The 14916-nt window shown below is 71.1% G+C and carries 18 protein-coding genes; 14 read left to right on the forward strand and 4 right to left on the reverse strand.

The window, feature by feature from the left end; all coding sequences use genetic code 11:
- The first annotated feature begins 56 nt into the window (after nucleotides 1-56).
- The 4 genes from ACE3Q8_RS02160 to ACE3Q8_RS02175 all read left to right on the forward strand — a co-directional run bounded on the left by ACE3Q8_RS02160 (nucleotide 57) and on the right by ACE3Q8_RS02175 (nucleotide 4144).
- Nucleotides 57-1583 carry a DUF4153 domain-containing protein gene (locus tag ACE3Q8_RS02160; RefSeq protein WP_374468460.1) on the forward strand — a complete coding sequence of 509 codons (1527 nt, stop codon included), beginning with the start codon at nucleotides 57-59 and terminating at the stop codon, nucleotides 1581-1583.
- Between the two features lie 5 nt (nucleotides 1584-1588).
- Nucleotides 1589-2293 (forward strand): response regulator transcription factor, encoded by a 705-nt coding sequence (locus tag ACE3Q8_RS02165; protein WP_374468462.1) that lies wholly within the window; start codon nucleotides 1589-1591, stop codon nucleotides 2291-2293.
- A complete protein-coding gene (locus tag ACE3Q8_RS02170) occupies nucleotides 2290-3861 on the forward strand; it encodes an ATP-binding protein (RefSeq protein WP_374468464.1) in 1572 nt (523 codons plus the stop codon). The genes ACE3Q8_RS02165 and ACE3Q8_RS02170 overlap by 4 nt, the downstream gene beginning before the upstream one ends.
- A gap of 79 nt (nucleotides 3862-3940) precedes the next feature.
- The gene (locus tag ACE3Q8_RS02175) at nucleotides 3941-4144 is read left to right on the forward strand and encodes a hypothetical protein (protein WP_374468466.1); all 204 of its coding nucleotides are present in this window, start codon (nucleotides 3941-3943) and stop codon (nucleotides 4142-4144) included.
- Here ACE3Q8_RS02175 and ACE3Q8_RS02180 read toward each other — a convergent pair.
- Together ACE3Q8_RS02180 and ACE3Q8_RS02185 are read right to left on the reverse strand one after the other, a co-directional pair.
- Nucleotides 4141-4518 carry a DUF4440 domain-containing protein gene (locus tag ACE3Q8_RS02180; protein WP_374468468.1) on the reverse strand — a complete coding sequence of 126 codons (378 nt, stop codon included), beginning with the start codon at nucleotides 4516-4518 and terminating at the stop codon, nucleotides 4141-4143. The genes ACE3Q8_RS02175 and ACE3Q8_RS02180 overlap by 4 nt on opposite strands.
- 2 nt (nucleotides 4519-4520) lie before the next feature.
- Nucleotides 4521-5171 carry an alpha/beta hydrolase gene (locus tag ACE3Q8_RS02185; RefSeq protein WP_374468470.1) on the reverse strand — a complete coding sequence of 217 codons (651 nt, stop codon included), beginning with the start codon at nucleotides 5169-5171 and terminating at the stop codon, nucleotides 4521-4523.
- Nucleotides 5172-5325: 154 nt separating this feature from the next.
- Between ACE3Q8_RS02185 and ACE3Q8_RS02190 the strand changes: the two genes are divergently transcribed.
- The 10 genes from ACE3Q8_RS02190 to ACE3Q8_RS02235 are packed head-to-tail and all read left to right on the forward strand — an operon-like array spanning nucleotide 5326 to nucleotide 12861.
- A complete protein-coding gene (locus tag ACE3Q8_RS02190; protein ID WP_374468472.1) occupies nucleotides 5326-5760 on the forward strand; it encodes an Rrf2 family transcriptional regulator in 435 nt (144 codons plus the stop codon).
- On the forward strand, nucleotides 5757-6905 hold the full coding sequence (locus ACE3Q8_RS02195; RefSeq protein ID WP_374468474.1) for a cysteine desulfurase family protein: 1149 nt from the start codon (nucleotides 5757-5759) through the stop codon (nucleotides 6903-6905). Before ACE3Q8_RS02190 ends, ACE3Q8_RS02195 begins: the two co-directional genes overlap by 4 nt.
- A 1-nt stretch (nucleotide 6906) precedes the next feature.
- Nucleotides 6907-8376 (forward strand): Fe-S cluster assembly protein SufB, encoded by a 1470-nt coding sequence (sufB, locus tag ACE3Q8_RS02200; RefSeq protein WP_374468476.1) that lies wholly within the window; start codon nucleotides 6907-6909, stop codon nucleotides 8374-8376.
- On the forward strand, nucleotides 8373-8783 hold the full coding sequence (locus ACE3Q8_RS02205; RefSeq protein WP_374468478.1) for a hypothetical protein: 411 nt from the start codon (nucleotides 8373-8375) through the stop codon (nucleotides 8781-8783). The genes sufB and ACE3Q8_RS02205 overlap by 4 nt, the downstream gene beginning before the upstream one ends.
- Entirely contained in the window at nucleotides 8783-9529 is a 747-nt protein-coding gene (gene sufC, locus ACE3Q8_RS02210) for a Fe-S cluster assembly ATPase SufC (protein WP_374468480.1), read from the forward strand. The genes ACE3Q8_RS02205 and sufC overlap by 1 nt, the downstream gene beginning before the upstream one ends.
- Entirely contained in the window at nucleotides 9526-10551 is a 1026-nt protein-coding gene (sufD, locus tag ACE3Q8_RS02215) for a Fe-S cluster assembly protein SufD (protein ID WP_374468482.1), read from the forward strand. Before sufC ends, sufD begins: the two co-directional genes overlap by 4 nt.
- A gap of 2 nt (nucleotides 10552-10553) precedes the next feature.
- On the forward strand, nucleotides 10554-11768 hold the full coding sequence (locus tag ACE3Q8_RS02220; protein WP_374468483.1) for an aminotransferase class V-fold PLP-dependent enzyme: 1215 nt from the start codon (nucleotides 10554-10556) through the stop codon (nucleotides 11766-11768).
- A 9-nt stretch (nucleotides 11769-11777) separates the two neighbouring features.
- Nucleotides 11778-12140: an SUF system Fe-S cluster assembly protein gene (locus tag ACE3Q8_RS02225; RefSeq protein WP_374468485.1), complete on the forward strand. Its 363-nt coding sequence runs from the start codon at nucleotides 11778-11780 to the stop codon at nucleotides 12138-12140.
- A complete protein-coding gene (locus ACE3Q8_RS02230; RefSeq protein ID WP_374468487.1) occupies nucleotides 12140-12535 on the forward strand; it encodes a HesB/IscA family protein in 396 nt (131 codons plus the stop codon). The genes ACE3Q8_RS02225 and ACE3Q8_RS02230 overlap by 1 nt, the downstream gene beginning before the upstream one ends.
- Before the next feature lie 53 nt (nucleotides 12536-12588).
- A complete protein-coding gene (locus ACE3Q8_RS02235; protein ID WP_374468489.1) occupies nucleotides 12589-12861 on the forward strand; it encodes a 2TM domain-containing protein in 273 nt (90 codons plus the stop codon).
- Here the strand turns inward: ACE3Q8_RS02235 and ACE3Q8_RS02240 are convergent, their stop codons facing one another.
- Entirely contained in the window at nucleotides 12862-13662 is an 801-nt protein-coding gene (locus ACE3Q8_RS02240; RefSeq protein WP_374468491.1) for an enoyl-CoA hydratase/isomerase, read from the reverse strand.
- Between the two features lie 82 nt (nucleotides 13663-13744).
- Complete coding sequence (locus ACE3Q8_RS02245) at nucleotides 13745-14800, reverse strand: GGDEF domain-containing protein (protein ID WP_374468493.1); 1056 nt, start codon at nucleotides 14798-14800, stop codon at nucleotides 13745-13747.
- Nucleotides 14801-14916 lie beyond the last annotated feature (116 nt).

Raw genomic sequence — 14916 nt, forward strand, 5'->3', positions numbered from 1 at the left:
GTCGCGACCGCCTCGACTTCCGCCCCCTAGACAGGCTCCAGCCCAGGAGCCGCTCGATGTCCGCCGCCGCCCGCATCCCGACCTTCTGGACCAAGGCGGTCCTCGCCGTGGCGCTCGTCGCCGCCGCGGACCTGCTAGTGCTCCGCCCGGAGGCGGCTGGGGCGGGTCTGGGCCTCTTCGCGCTGGCCTGGTGCGCAGCGGCGGCGCTCGCCACGCCGGCCATCCTGCGGAACGCCGTCGGCCGATTGACCCTCCTGGCCGCCGTCGCCTTCGCCGCCCTCCAGGTCGAGCGGGCGACCCTGGTCGGCTGGTTGCTGTTCGGCGTCGCGCTCGGCGTGGCGGCGCTGTCGCCGCGGGCGGCAAAGGGGGACGACTCCTGGCGCTGGCTCCAGCGGATCCTCCGCCAGGGCGCGATGGGCCTGATCGCGCCCTTGGCAGACCTCCGGACGCTGGCGGCGCCGCGGCTTCGCCAGCGCCGCGCCCCGCTGAGGATCGCGGCGCTCGGCGCGCTGCTGCCGGTCGGCGGCGGCCTGCTCTTTCTGTGGCTGTTCGCCGAGGCGAACCCGCTCGTGGCGCGCCTGCTGCCGAAGCTGGCGCTGCCGGAGCTGGAGCCCTGGCGGCTGGTCGTGTGGTCGATCGTCCTTCTGGCGGTCTGGGGCGTGCTGCGCCCGCGCTTCCTGCGCCGGCCGCGCACGGCGCCGGACAGCGCCGAGGACCTTGCGCTGCCGGGCGTGACGCCGGGCTCGATCACGCTCTCGCTTGCGGTCTTCAATGCGGTGTTCGCGCTGCAGAACGGCCTCGACCTCGCCTTCCTCTGGAGCGGCGCGCCGCTGCCGGAGGGGATGAGCCATGCGGAATACGCCCACCGCGGCGCCTATCCGCTGATCGCCACCGCCCTGCTCGCCGGGCTTTTCGTGGTGGTCTTCCTGCGGCCGGGGTCGCCCACCGCGTCCTCCCGGACGGTGCGCCGGCTGGTGGTGCTCTGGGTTGCGCAGAACCTGCTGCTGGTGGCCTCCACCGTCCTGCGCACGCTGGAGTACGTCGAGGCCTATTCGCTGACGACGCTGCGACTCGCCGCGCTCCTGTGGATGGGGCTGGTCGCGATGGGCCTCGCACTGATCTGCTGGCGGCTGCTGAGGGCGAAGAGCGCGGGATGGCTGATCGACGCCAACGTGCTGCTCGGAGGCCTGCTCCTGGCGGCCTGCAGCCTCGTCGACCTGAGCGCCGTCGCGGCGGCCTGGAACGTCCGCCACGCCCGCGACGTGGGCGGCAGGGGGGCGCCGCTCGACGTCTGCTATCTGTCGGGGCTGGGCGACGCGGGCGTGGTCGCGCTGGCGGAGCTGGAGACCCGGGCGGGCCCCGAGGATCTGCGCCGCCGCGCCCGCGCAGCCATGGAGATCCCGCTCGACGCGTTGCACCGACGTCAACGCGACTGGCGCACCTGGAGCTGGCGCAGCATGCGGCGCCTGGCGCGGGTCCAGGCGCTCGGGGCTGCGTCGACGCCGCCCGCCCCAGGCTGGAGCTGCGCCGGCGGCCCGCGTCCCGCCGCCCCGTTGACCGCGCCCGCGCAACCGAGAACATGAGCCCGATGTCTCAGACCGTCCTCGTCGTCGACGACGACCCGCATATCCGCCAGCTCCTCGTCTTCGCCCTCGAGAAGGCCGGCCTCGCCACGCGCGAGGCCGAGGACGGGGAGGCGGCGCTGACGGCCGTGGCCGAGGCGGCGCCGGACCTCGTGGTGCTGGACATCAACATGCCCAAGCTGAACGGGCTCGACGTCTGTCGTCGGCTCCGCGCTCAGGGCGAGCTGCCGATCCTGTTCCTGTCGTCCCGCGACGACGAGCTCGACCGGGTGCTGGGCATCGAGATGGGCGGCGACGACTATGTGGTGAAGCCGTTCAGCCCCCGCGAAGTGGTCGCCCGGGTGCAGGCGATCCTGCGGCGGGCGAGGGGCGCGGCCGCGCCGGCCGCCGCCAACGCCGTCCTCAGCCACGGCCGGCTCAGCCTCGACCCGGAGAGCTGGACCGCCCGCTGGAACGGCCAGGAGGCGCCGCTGACGGTCACCGAGTTCACGATCCTGAAGACCCTGATGGGCGCGCCGTCCCGGGTCTTCACTCGAGACGCCATCATCGACCGGCTGCACGGCCCGGGCTTCGCCATCACCGACCGGACCATCGACAGCCACGTGCGCAACCTGCGCGGCAAGTTCGCCCCGCTCGGCGGGCACGACGTGATCGAGACCCGGCCGGGCGTCGGCTACCGCCTCGGGGCCTGCCTCGGCCAGGCCGCGTGAGCCTACGCGCCGTCGTCCGCCGTCGCTGGCCGCCGCTGCGGCTGCGGGCGATCCTGTTCGGCGTGCTGCTGCTGGTGGCGGGGCTTCCCGGCGTCGCGGCGATCTCGCTGCGGGTCTATGAGAACACCCTTGTCCGCCAGACCGAGGCAGAGCTGGTCGCCCAGGGCGCGGCGCTGGCCGCGGCGGCGTCCCAGCAGTGGCCGGGGACCAGCCCGGACCGGCGGCCGTTCAACCGGCGCGCGCTGAACTACTACGTCCCCGAACCCACCACGATCGACCTCAGCCGCTCGCCCGTGCTCCCCGAGCGACCGCCGCCGCGGCCGACGCGGCGGGGCGCCGACCGGGCGGCGCTCACGGTGGCCTACCGGATGGATCCGGTGATCGAGCAGACGACGCGCACCACGCTCGCCTCCATCCTGCTGCTCGACCGCAACGGGGTGATCGTGCGTGGCCGCGGCTATGGCCGGGAACTCTCCATGCTGCCCGAGGTGCGCGACGCGCTCGCCGGCCAGCCGCGCACCGTTTTCCGCGAGAGCGGCGACTACCAGCCGAGCTCGCCGCTGGAATGGCTGAGCCGGGCCGCCTCGCTGCGCCTGCACCACGCGCGCCCCATCGTCGCCGACGGGGAGGTGGTGGGCGTGCTCCTGCTCTCCCGCTCGCCGCGCGCGCTGTTCCGCGGGCTCTACGAGGACCGCGGAAAGATCGCGTTGGGCGCGGGCGTGATCTTCGCCCTGCTCGTGCTGATGGCGGGCCTGGTCTCGCGCGGCGTGACGCGGCCCATCGAGGCTCTGAGCGCGGCGTCCCGGCGTGTGGCGGCCGGCGGCGGCGACATCCCCGAGACGCCGGCCACCGCGGCGGTGGAGATCCGGCAGCTCTACGAGGACTTCCGCGCCATGGCCGAGCGGATCGAGCGGCGGAGCGGCTATCTCCGCGACTTCGCCGCCGCCGTCAGCCACGAGTTCAAGACGCCGCTGGCGGGGATCAGCGGGGCGGTCGAGCTGCTGCAGGACCACCTGGAGGCCATGAGCCCGCAGGAGCGGCAGCGCTTCCTGTCCAACATCGCCGCCGACGCCGGACGGCTCTCGCAGCTCGTCGGTCGGCTCCTCGACCTCGCCCGCGCCGACATGGCGACGCCGGAGGCCGGCGTGGCGGTGGCGGTGGAGCCGCCGGTCCGGCGCGCCGCGGACGGGCAGGCGGCGGACGGCTACCAGATCGCCGTCGATCTCCCCGCTGGGCTGCCGCCGGTGGCCGCGCCGGAAGCCGCCATCGAGACCGTGCTCAACGTCCTCCTGCAGAACGCCCGCCAGGCCGGCGCTTCCCAGGCGCGGATCACGGCGGCGGCAGGCGCCGTTGAGCTGGTGCTGAGCGTGACGGACGACGGCCCGGGCGTGCCGCCGGCCGATCGCGAGCGCCTGTTCGAGCCGTTCTTCACCAGCCGGCGCGCCGAGGGCGGCACGGGGCTCGGCCTGTCGATCGCCAGGTCCCTGCTGGCCGCCAGCCACGGCCGGCTGACGCTGGAGCCGTCCGCGCGCGGCGCGCGGTTCGACGTGGCCCTGCCGCTCGCCTGAACCTGCACGCGATCTCCACGCCCGCCGCCATCGCCGCTGCGCACGCGAGCGCGACCCTGCGCCGCCAGGAGGACGAGCGATGGACGACGTGCAGTACGGGCTTGCGAGCGGCTACCGCATCGCGGTGCTGGAGCGGGGAGACGCGTGGCTCTGGCGGCTGACCACGCCGGCCGGGCGCGACGCCGGCGGATTCGCGCCGGACGAGGGCAGCGCCAGGCGCTGCGCCGCCTTCGCGGCCTTCACCATCAGCGCGCTCGAGCGGGCCTCAGCCCGACGTGTCTAGCCCGCCAGGGTGATGAAGAGCTCGCTCTCGATCACCCACTGGCCGGTCTGCCGCCGCCAGGCCGCCATGTAGGCGCCGGACATCTCGCCGGTCCGCCAGTGCGCCACCCAGCGGCCGGTCTCGGCCGCGCGGTCGCCCGCAGCGTCCAGCTCCACCGTGCCGGGCGTGCGCACGTAGTCGATGAAGTCGGGATCGCGGAACTGGCCGTCGAAGGCGGCGACGATCTGGTCGGCGCCCAGGATCAAGCCGCCGTCGCCGGCGATCAGCCGGGCGTCGGCGGTGAAGAACGGCCTCAGCCGCGTCGCCTCGTGGGCGGCGATGATCTTGTTGGTGAGGCGCCGGCGCGCGCGGATGGCGTCCTCCGGCGCCGTCATCCTCAGGCCGGCTCGGCTTCCAGCCGCTTGTCGAGGTAGGCGCCGACGCGGCTCTCGACGTCGGGCAGGTTCTCCATCCAGAAGTGGCTGGCGCCCTCGACTACGTCGTAGTCGATGACGATGCCCTTCTGGGTCCGCAGCTTGGACACCACGCGTTCCACCTCCACCGGCGGAACCACGGTGTCGTTCCCGCCGTGCAGGATGAGGCCCGAGGCCGGGCAGGGGGCGAGGAAGGAGAAATCGTATGCGTTCGTCGGCGGCGACACCGAGATGAAGCCGTCGGTCTCCGGCCGCCGCATCAGGAGCTGCATGCCGATCCAGGCGCCGAACGAGTAGCCGGCGACCCAGCACTGCGACGCGGCCGGGTTGGTCGACTGCAGCCAGTCGAGCGCCGTCGCGGCGTCGGCCAGCTCGCCGATGCCCGAGTCGAACTCGCCCTGGCTGCGTCCCACGCCGCGGAAGTTGAACCGCAGCACCGAGAAGCCGCGCTTCATGAACAGGTGGAAGAGCTGCACGGTGACGGGGTTGTTCATCTGGCCGCCCGCCTTGGGGTGCGGGTGGAGGATCAGCGCCACCGGCGCGGTCTCGCTCTTCCCCTGCGTGTAGCGACCTTCGATCCGCCCGGCCGCGCCGGTCAGAACCACCTCTGGCATCGAGATCCTCTTCTCAGCCCGAATACTTGACTGCTGCGCTAGGTCTTCCTAAGTCCCGCCCATCCGGACGGCACGCTATGGCCCCGCGCGCAAGGCGGCGGCTTGTAGCACAGGCGAGCCGGGATGCGCGCGAAAACTGCATTGGGTCAACGCCATGCGTCTCTCCACCAAAGGTCGCTACGCCGTGATGGCGATGGCCGACCTTGCGCGACGCCAGACCGACGCCGAGCGGGCCGTGGCGCTCGCCGATATCGCCCAGCGCCAGGAGATCTCGCTCTCCTACCTCGAGCAGCTCTTCGCCCGGCTTCGCCGCAAGGGGCTGGTGAAGAGCGCGCGCGGACCGGGCGGCGGCTATCGCCTGGCCCGCGAGGCGTCCGACACCACCATCGCCGAGATCGTCCATGCTGTGGACGAGCCGCTGCGCGCCACCCGCTGCGCCGAGGCCAAGGGCTGCATGCTGAAAGGCGAGCGCTGCCTGACCCACGACCTCTGGGAAGATCTCGGAGAGCAGATCGAATCCTATCTCGCCTCCGTCAGCCTCGCCGACGTGATTGGCGGGCGGCTGGCCCGCAGCAGGCAGGCCGCATGACTTCCACCGTCTACCTCGACTGCAACGCCACCGTGCCGGTCCGCCCCGAGGCGGCCGCGGCGGTGGCGCGCGCGCTCGAGGCGGGCGGCAATCCCTCCTCAGTGCACGCCTCCGGCCGCGCGGCCCGCGCGACGGTCGAACAGGCCCGCGGCGCCGTCGCCGACTTGATCGCCGCGCCGGCGTCGACCGTGGTCTTCACCTCGGGCGGCACGGAGGCCAATGCGCTCGCGATTGAGAGCGCGGTGGCCGCGGGGACCCGACGCCTGATCGTCTCGGCCATCGAGCACGACAGCATCCTGGAAGCGGCGAAGGCCTCGGGCGTCGCCGTCGAAGTTCTGCCGGCCATGGCGGACGGCGTGGCGGACCTGGGCTGGCTGGCCGAGCGGCTGGCACGCTGGGACGCCGCCGACGGCAAGCCCTTCGTCGCCCTGATGCTGGCCAATAACGAGACCGGCGTGGTCCAGCCGGTGAAGGCCGCCTCCGAGATCGTTCGCGCCGCCGAGGGCTGGCTGCATGTCGACGCCATCCAGGCGGCCGGCAAGATCGTCGTCGACAGCCGCGGGATCGGGGCCGACACCCTGACCGTGTCGGCTCACAAGATCGGTGGCCCGCAGGGTGTGGGCGCTCTGACCTTCGGTCCGCGCGCGACCCTCTCGCGCCGGCTGCACGGGGGCGGCCAGGAGCGCGGCCGCCGGGCCGGCACCGAGAACGTCCCGGGGATCGCCGGCTTCGGCGCCGCGGCGAAGCTCGCCAACGCCGCCGAGCTCGCGCGCCAGGCCGCCTGGCGGGACGCCGTCGCGGAACGCCTCAAGGCGGCCGGCTGCGTCGTCATGGGGGTGGGCGCCGAACGGCTGCCGCAGACCCTGTGCTTCGCCGCCCCAGGCTTCCCCTCCGAGCTGCAGGTGATGGCGCTGGACCTCGCCGGCGTCATGGTCAGCGCCGGCTCCGCCTGCTCGTCGGGCAAGGTCAAGGCGAGCCATGTGCTCACCGCCATGGGCCAGGGCGAGCTCGCCTCATGCGCCCTTCGCGTCAGCGGGGGCTGGAACACATCCGAGGCCGACTGGAACAGGTTCGCAGACGCCTGGTCAGAGGCCCATTCGCGGCATGCGGCGCGCCGCGCGCCCGCCGCCGCAGGAGTTGCTTGAAATGGCCGCCGTCAAACAGACCGTCGAACACGTCCAGAGCCTGGAGAAGTACAAGCACGGCTTCGTCACGGAGATCGAGCAGGAGTACGCGCCCAAGGGCCTGTCGGCCGACATCGTCCGCTTCATCTCGGCGAAGAAGGACGAGCCCGAGTGGATGCTGCAGTGGCGGCTCGAGGCTTTCGAGCGCTGGCAGGCCATGGAGGAGCCGGCGTGGGCGAAGGTCAGCTTCCCGCGCATCGACTACCAGGACGCCTACTACTACGCCGCCCCGAAGAAGAAGGAGGGGCCCAAGAGCTTGGACGAGGTCGATCCGGAGCTGCTGGAGACCTACAAGAAGCTGGGCATCCCGCTCCGCGAGCAGGAGGTGCTGGCGGGCGTCGAGGGTGCGCCGCGCTACGCCGTGGACGCTGTCTTCGACAGCGTCAGCGTGGTCACCACCTTCAAGAAGGAGCTGGCCGAGGCCGGCGTCATCTTCTGCTCCATGAGCGAGGCGATCCGTGACCACGGGGAGCTGGTGCGCAAGTACCTGGGCTCGGTGGTGCCGGTCAGCGACAACTACTTCGCCTGCCTGAACTCGGCGGTCTTCTCGGACGGCAGCTTCGTCTACGTGCCACCCGGCGTCCGCTGCCCGATGGAGCTTTCCACCTACTTCCGCATCAATGCGGCCGAGAGCGGCCAGTTCGAGCGCACGCTGATCATCGCCGACAAGGGCGCCTACGTCTCCTACCTGGAGGGCTGCACGGCCCCCATGCGCGACGAGAACCAGCTCCACGCGGCGGTCGTGGAGCTGGTCGCCCTCGACGATGCGGAGATCAAGTACTCCACCGTCCAGAACTGGTACCCGGGCGACCCGGAGACCGGGAAGGGCGGCATCTTCAACTTCGTCACCAAGCGCGCCGACTGCCGCGGCGACCGCTCGAAGGTGTCCTGGACCCAGGTCGAGACCGGCTCGTCGGTGACCTGGAAGTACCCGTCCTGCGTCCTGCGCGGGAACGAGAGCGTCGGAGAGTTCTACTCGATCGCCATCACCAATGGCCGCCAGCAGGCGGACACCGGCACCAAGATGATCCACTTGGGGGCCAACACCCGCTCCCGGATCATCTCCAAGGGCATCAGCGCCGGGAAGAGCTCCAACACCTACCGGGGGCTCGTCTCCGCCCACCCGAAGGCCAAGGGCGCCCGCAACTTCACTCAGTGCGACAGCCTGCTTATCGGCAAGCACTGCGCCGCCCACACGGTGCCCTACATCGAGGCGCGCAACGGACAGGCGGTGTTCGAGCACGAGGCCACCACCACGCGGCTCTCCGAGGACCAGTTGTTCTACGCGATGCAGCGCGGCCTCTCTCAGGAGGAGGCGGTGCAGCTTCTCGTCAACGGCTTCGTGAAGGACGTCCTCCAGGAGCTCCCCATGGAGTTCGCCGTGGAGGCCCAGAAGCTGGTGGCCATTTCGCTGGAGGGGAGCGTCGGATGACGACCAGGACCAAGAAGGGCGCGACCAAGGCCCTCAGTCTCAAGGACGCCTTCGAGGTGGAGTTCGCGCGCCGCGAAATGGAACGCCGCAAACGCGACGAGGCCGAGCGCCGCCAGCAGGAGGCCGACCTCGCCAACGCCGAGGCGCTGTTCAACGCATTGTCCGGCGATCCCGAGTTCCTGGCCAAGCACCATCTCAGCGTCGATCGCCGTCGCTACACGGTGAACATCGACCACGAGAACTTCCGCATCGCCGCCTACTGGGAAGCTGGGAAAGGCAGCGTCACTTCCTCCGACAAGCGCACGACCCTTCCGGGGTCGGCCGCACCGCGCAAGCAAGAGACCGTGGAGAGCGTCGAGGACGCCCTGCGTGTCATGGCCCAGTTCCTCGTAGACGAGACCCGCTGATGCTTTCCGTCCAGAACCTGCACGCCTCCGTCGAGGACAAGGAGATCATCAAGGGCCTGACGCTCGAGGTCCCGGCGGGCGAGGTGCACGCGATCATGGGCCCGAACGGAGCCGGCAAGTCGACGCTGTCCTACGTGCTCACCGGCCGCCAGGGCTACGAGGTCACGGAGGGCGCGGCGACGCTGGACGGTGAGGACCTGCTGGCGCTGGAGCCCTTCGAGCGCGCCGCCAAGGGCGTGTTCCTGTCGTTCCAGTACCCGCTGGAGATCCCTGGGGTGCCGGCGCTGACCTTCATCCGCACGGCGCTCAACGCCCAGCGCAAGGCGCGCGGCGAGCCCGAGATCACGGCGCCCGAGTTCCTGAAGCTCGCCCGCGCCAAGGCCGCCGAGCTTAAGATCGACTTCGACATGCTGAAGCGCGCGCTCAACGTCGGCTTCTCCGGCGGTGAGAAGAAGCGGATGGAAATCTTTCAAATGGCGATGCTTTCGCCGCGCTTTCTGATCCTCGACGAGACCGACTCTGGTCTGGACATCGACGCCCTGCGCATCGTCGCGGACGGGGTGAACGCGCTGCGTTCGCCGGAGCGCTCCATGCTGGTGATCACCCACTACCAGCGGCTGCTCGACTACATCAAACCCGACCGGGTGCACGTGCTGGCGAACGGCCGGATCGTCGCGTCCGGCGGGCCGGAGCTGGCCCTCCAGCTCGAGGCCGAAGGCTACGACAAGTACGCGAGGGCCGCTTGAGCCTCGCCCTGGCCCTCAAGACGCGCGACGTCGCCGACCTGCCGGGTAAGCGCCAGGAGGACTGGCGCTGGACCGACCTGCGCGGCCTGATCCGCGTCCTGCCGGAGCCCTCTGCGCCGATCCCCGGCGACCTGGGCGCCGGCCCGTTCGACGCGATCGCCGACCGCGTGCTGGTGATCGCCAACGGCCGTGACGAGCAAACGATCGTGGTGGGACCGGGCGAGACGCTCGCCGTCGCGCTGCGCATCGTCTCCCGCGGCGAGGGGGCTCATGCCGCCGGCGTGCGCGTCACCGTCGCGCCCGGCGGGCGGCTGCGCCTGTTCGAAAGCTACGAGGGGCAGGGGAGCTATCTCGCCCAGACCTCGCTGGCCATCGAGCTGGCCGACGGCGCCGCTCTGGAGCGGGTCGTCCTCGCCGACGAGGATCCCGAGGCCGTCTCGGTCAGCCACGCCGAGGTGCGGCTGACGGCGCACGCCGAGTACGGCCAGACGGTCGTCGCCACGGGCGCCCGGCGGCAGCGGATCGAGACGCGGGTCGCCCACCCGGGCGGCCACGCCACGCTTCGCCTCGACGGCGCCTACCTGCTGGCCGGCAAGCGCCACGCCGACCTGACGACGGTGGTGACGCACGAGGGCCTCGACGGCGCGACCCAGCAGCTCACCAAGGGCGTCGTCCGCGACCAGGCCCGTGGCGTGTTCCAGGGCAAGATCATCGTCGCGGAAGGCGCGGACCGGACCGACGCCCGCATGGGCCACCACGCGCTGATCCTGTCGGATCGGGCCGAGGTCGACGCCAAGCCGGAGCTCGAGATCTACGCCGACGACGTCTCCTGCGCGCACGGCAACACCGTGGGCGCGCTCGACGAGGACGCACTGTTCTACGCCGAGCAGCGCGGCATCCCGGCCGACGAGGCTCGGGCGCTGCTCACCGAAGCCTTCGTGGCCGAGGTCGCCGACCGGGTCTGGAACGAGCCGGCGCGGGAGATCGTCGCCGCCTTCATCTCCGAACGGCTGAGGGGCTGACCATGGCTTTCGACGCCGAGTCGATCCGCGCGGAGTTCCCGATCCTGCATCGCGAGGTGCACGGCAAGCCGCTGGTGTATCTCGACAGCGCCGCCTCGGCCCAGAAGCCCCGGGCGGTGATCGAGGCCATGACGCGGGCGATGGAGTACTCCTACGCCAACGTCCACCGCGGCCTGCACACGCTCGCCAACGAGACCACCGACGCCTACGAGGCCGCCCGCCGCAAGGCCGCGGCCTTCATCGGCGCGGCCGAGAACGAGGTGGTGTTCACCAAGGGCGGGACCGAGGCCATCAACCTCGTGGCCGCCGGCCTGGGCGCCGCCATGCAGGCGGGCGACGAGATCGTGCTCTCCGAGATGGAGCACCACGCCAACATCGTGCCCTGGCACTTCCTGCGCGAGCGCAAGGGCGTGGTCCTGAAGTTCGCCCGCGTCACCGATCGCGGCGACCTCGACCTGGAGCACTTCCAGAGCCTGCTGGGGCCGCGGACCAAGGTCGTGGCGCTCAGCCACATGTCGAACGTGCTGGGCACGATCAACCCGGCCATGGAATTGGCCCGCATGGCCCATGAGGCCGGCGCGCTGGTGCTGTTCGACGGCTGCCAGGCCATCGTCCACAAGCCTATCGACCTGAAGGCGATCGACGCCGACTTCTACGTCTTCTCCGGGCACAAGCTCTACGGCCCGACGGGCATCGGCATCCTCTACGGCAAGGCCGAGAAGCTGGCCGCGCTGCCCCCCTATCAGGGCGGCGGCGAGATGATCGGCACGGTGGCGCTGGACGCCATCACCTACGCCGACCCGCCGCATCGGTTCGAAGCCGGCACCCCGCCGATCCTCGAGGCCATCGGCCTGGGGGCGGCGATCGACTGGCTCTCCGGCCTCGACCGGTTCGCCGTCGCGGAGCACGAGAAGAAGCTCTACGACCGGGTCCGGGAGGGGCTGGCCGGCGCCAACTGGCTGAAGGTGCTGGGCGACACGCCGGACAAGGGCGCGATCCTGTCGTTCACCGTCGACGGGGCGCATGCCCACGACGTGGCGCAGATCCTCGACCGCTATGGCGTGGCGGTCCGCGCCGGCACCCACTGCGCCGAGCCGCTGATGAAGAGATTCGGGGTGACGTCGAGCGCGCGCGCGTCCTTCGCCCTATATAACACCGAGGACGAGGCGGACGCCTTCGTCCAGGCCCTGACCAAGGCTCAGGCCTTCTTCGCTTAAGTGATGGACATGGACGACGCCGCATCCCTGGAGACAAAGACGACGACCCCGCTGTCGCAGGCGGAGCTCGACGTCCTGACGGACCAGCTGATCGACAAGCTGAAGACCGTCTACGACCCGGAGATCCCGGTCGACATCTACGAGCTCGGCCTGATCTACAAGGTCGATGTCTCGGACGACAAGGACGTGGTCATCGACATGACCCTGACCGCGCCAGGATGCCCGGTGGCCGGCGACATGCCGGGCTGGGTCGAGGACGCGGTGAAGGAGATCCCCGAGATCCGCTCCTGCAAGGTCGAGCTGGTGTTCGACCCGCCGTGGGACCCATCGCGCATGTCCGATGAGGCCAAGCTGCAGCTCAACATGTTCTGATGGACAACCTCAGCCTCACTCCCCAGCCGCGCGCCCGGCGTCCCCGGCCCAAGGTGGTCACGCTCACCGACCGGGCGGCCGAGCGCGTGCGCGAGATCATGGCCAAGGCGGAGCGGCCGTACGCCGGCCTGCGGGTCGGCGTGAAGAACGGCGGCTGCGCCGGCCAGGAGTACGTCCTGGAGTACGCCGAGGCGGCCGATCCGTTGGACGAGGTGGTCGAGGACAAGGGGGTCACCATCCTGGTGGAGCCCAAGGCGGTGCTGTTCCTGATCGGCACCGAGATCGACTACGAGGTCACCAAGCTCTCGGCCAAGTTCGTGTTCCGCAACCCGAACGAGACCGACGCCTGCGGCTGCGGGGAGAGCGTCACCATCGAGCCGGCCCGGGACATCTGAGCATCGCGCTTCCCGGAAACCGGCGGTATGCTGCCGGTTCGAGGGAGGGACCCATGACCGACGACGCCGAACTCCGTCGCCAGGCCGAGCGCCGGGCCGACATGAAGCTCGCCTTCCGCAGCCATCTCACCGCCTATGTGATCGTCAACGCCGGCCTGTTCGCCATCGACTGGGTGACCTCGCCGGGCATCGACTGGGCCTACTGGCCGGCGATCGGCTGGGGGATCGGGCTCGCCGCGCACGCGGCGGCAACCTTCGGCTATCTTGGCGACAGCCGCGAGCGCCTCGTGCAGCAGGAGCTGGAGCGGCTGCGCAGCCGCCAGTAGTCAGCGGCCCTTGAACTCGGCCGGGCGCTTCTGGATGAAGGCCAGCACGCCCTCGCGCGCATCGTCCGTACGGCCCGCCGCGCCCTGTGCGTAAGCCTCGGCCTCGAGCTGCAGGTGCCAGGAGGCGTCCAGCGCCTCCCAGACGAGGTTGCGGGTCAGGCCGAGCGAGGCGGGGCCGTCGGCCAAGGCGCGCGCATAGGCCATGGCGGCGTCCATCAGCTCGGCGTCTTGCACGCACTTGTTGATCAGGCCCCACTCCTGGGCGGTCCTGGCCGGCAGCTTCTCGCCGAGCAGCATCAGCTCCATGGCCCGGGCCTTGCCGATGTGTCGGGGCAGGAGCCAGGTGGCGCCGCCGTCCGGCACCAAGCCGATGCGGCGGAAGGCCAGCAGGAAGTAGGCGCTCTCGGCGGCCACGACGAGGTCGCCCATCAGCGCCAGGGACACGCCGACGCCGGCGGCGACGCCGTTCACCGCCGAGACGATCGGCTTGGGCGATTTGCGGACCGCGGCCACGAAGGGGTTGTAGACGCCGAGCAGGGACTCGTTCGGGCCGTTCGGGTTCGGCTGGGAGCCGGCGCGGCCGCCGCTGAGGTTGGCCCCGGAGCAGAAGCCGCGTCCCTCGCCGGTGATGACGATGGCGCGCACCGCGTCGCCGTAGGCGAAGTCCTCGAAGGCGGACTTCAGCTCGCCCATCAGGTCGAGGCCGGCGGCGTTGAGGGTGCCGGGATCGGAGAGGGTGATGACGCCCACGCCGTTCTCGATGGCGGTCTTCACCTTGGCTGCCGCCTGGGTCCCGTCCATGGTTTCCTCCGTCGAACGCTTCGGTTCGATTGAACGGAGGATACCCCGGCGTCAGGCTAGTGGAAAATGGCCGGAGGCCGGCTCAGGCGGCCTGGGCGGCCGCGGTCTCGGCGGCCGTGGTGCGGTTGCGGCCGCCGCGCTTGGAGGCGTAGAGCGCCGCGTCGGCGCGCTCCACCAGGCTGGAGGCGGCCTCGCCCGCCTTCCGCTCGGCCAGGCCGGAGGAGATGGTGATCGCGCCCAGGTCCTCGTTGGTGGAGCGGCGCTTGAGGACGCGGGACGAGACCTCCTCGCGGATGTCCTCCAGCACGGCCATGGCGGTCTCGGCGGCCTCGCCCGGGAAGATCAGGGCGAACTCCTCGCCCCCGTAGCGGGCGGCCAGCCGCGGCGAGCGGCCGGCGCGGCCGATGACGGAGGCCACGTAGCGGATGACCTGGTCGCCGGTCTGGTGGCCCCAGGTGTCGTTGAAGCTCTTGAAGTGGTCGATGTCGAGGACGGCGAGGGTCAGCGCCTCGCCCTCGGCCTCGGCGTCGGCGCAGGCGCGCTCCAGGGCCTCGTCGAACGCCTTGCGGTTGGCCAGGTGGGTCAGGCCGTCGGTCATGGCGTCGCGGCGCACCAGCTCCAGGTGCTCGCGCAGGCGGGTCACCTCGGCGGTGGTGTCGGCGAGCTGGGTCTCGAGCGTCTTGTTCTCGCTCTGCACCCGCTGGGTGGCGGTGGTCAGGGTCTCCACCATGGCCTTGATGGCGGTGGCGTCCTCGGTCTCCAGGGACGCGGAGGCGGTGGCGAGCTGCTGGCCGTAGGCCTCGCTCGTCTCGCGGGCGCTCTCGATGGCGCGCGAGACGCTGTCCAGCTCCTGGGCCAGCGCGTCGCCGGCGTCGAGGATCTCGCCGTTCAGCTTGGCCTTCGGCAGGTACTTGGCGGCAAGCTGCTCGCCGACGGTGTCGGTGAACGCCTCGCCGGCGCCGAGGAGCTGGTCGATCTCGGCGGCCAGCGGGCCGTCCTTGTTGCCGACGTAATGAATCCAGATCTCGAAGTTGACCGGCGTCGGCCAGACCTTGTGCAGCTCCATGGCCGCGATCGCCTTGCGGGCGAGCGCATAGGCCGTCGGCGCGCGCAGAAGGGTTTCGACGTCGGACGACATGGGCTCCAGGTCCATCACCCGGGACCGTGTCCGCACCCTGGGCGCGCCGGTCCTCTCATGGGACGGACGATATCCTTAGGGGCCGAACGACCGGTTAAACGAGGTCGTTAAGACAG

Source organism: Phenylobacterium sp., assembly GCF_041913825.1.
Classification (GTDB): domain Bacteria; phylum Pseudomonadota; class Alphaproteobacteria; order Caulobacterales; family Caulobacteraceae; genus Phenylobacterium.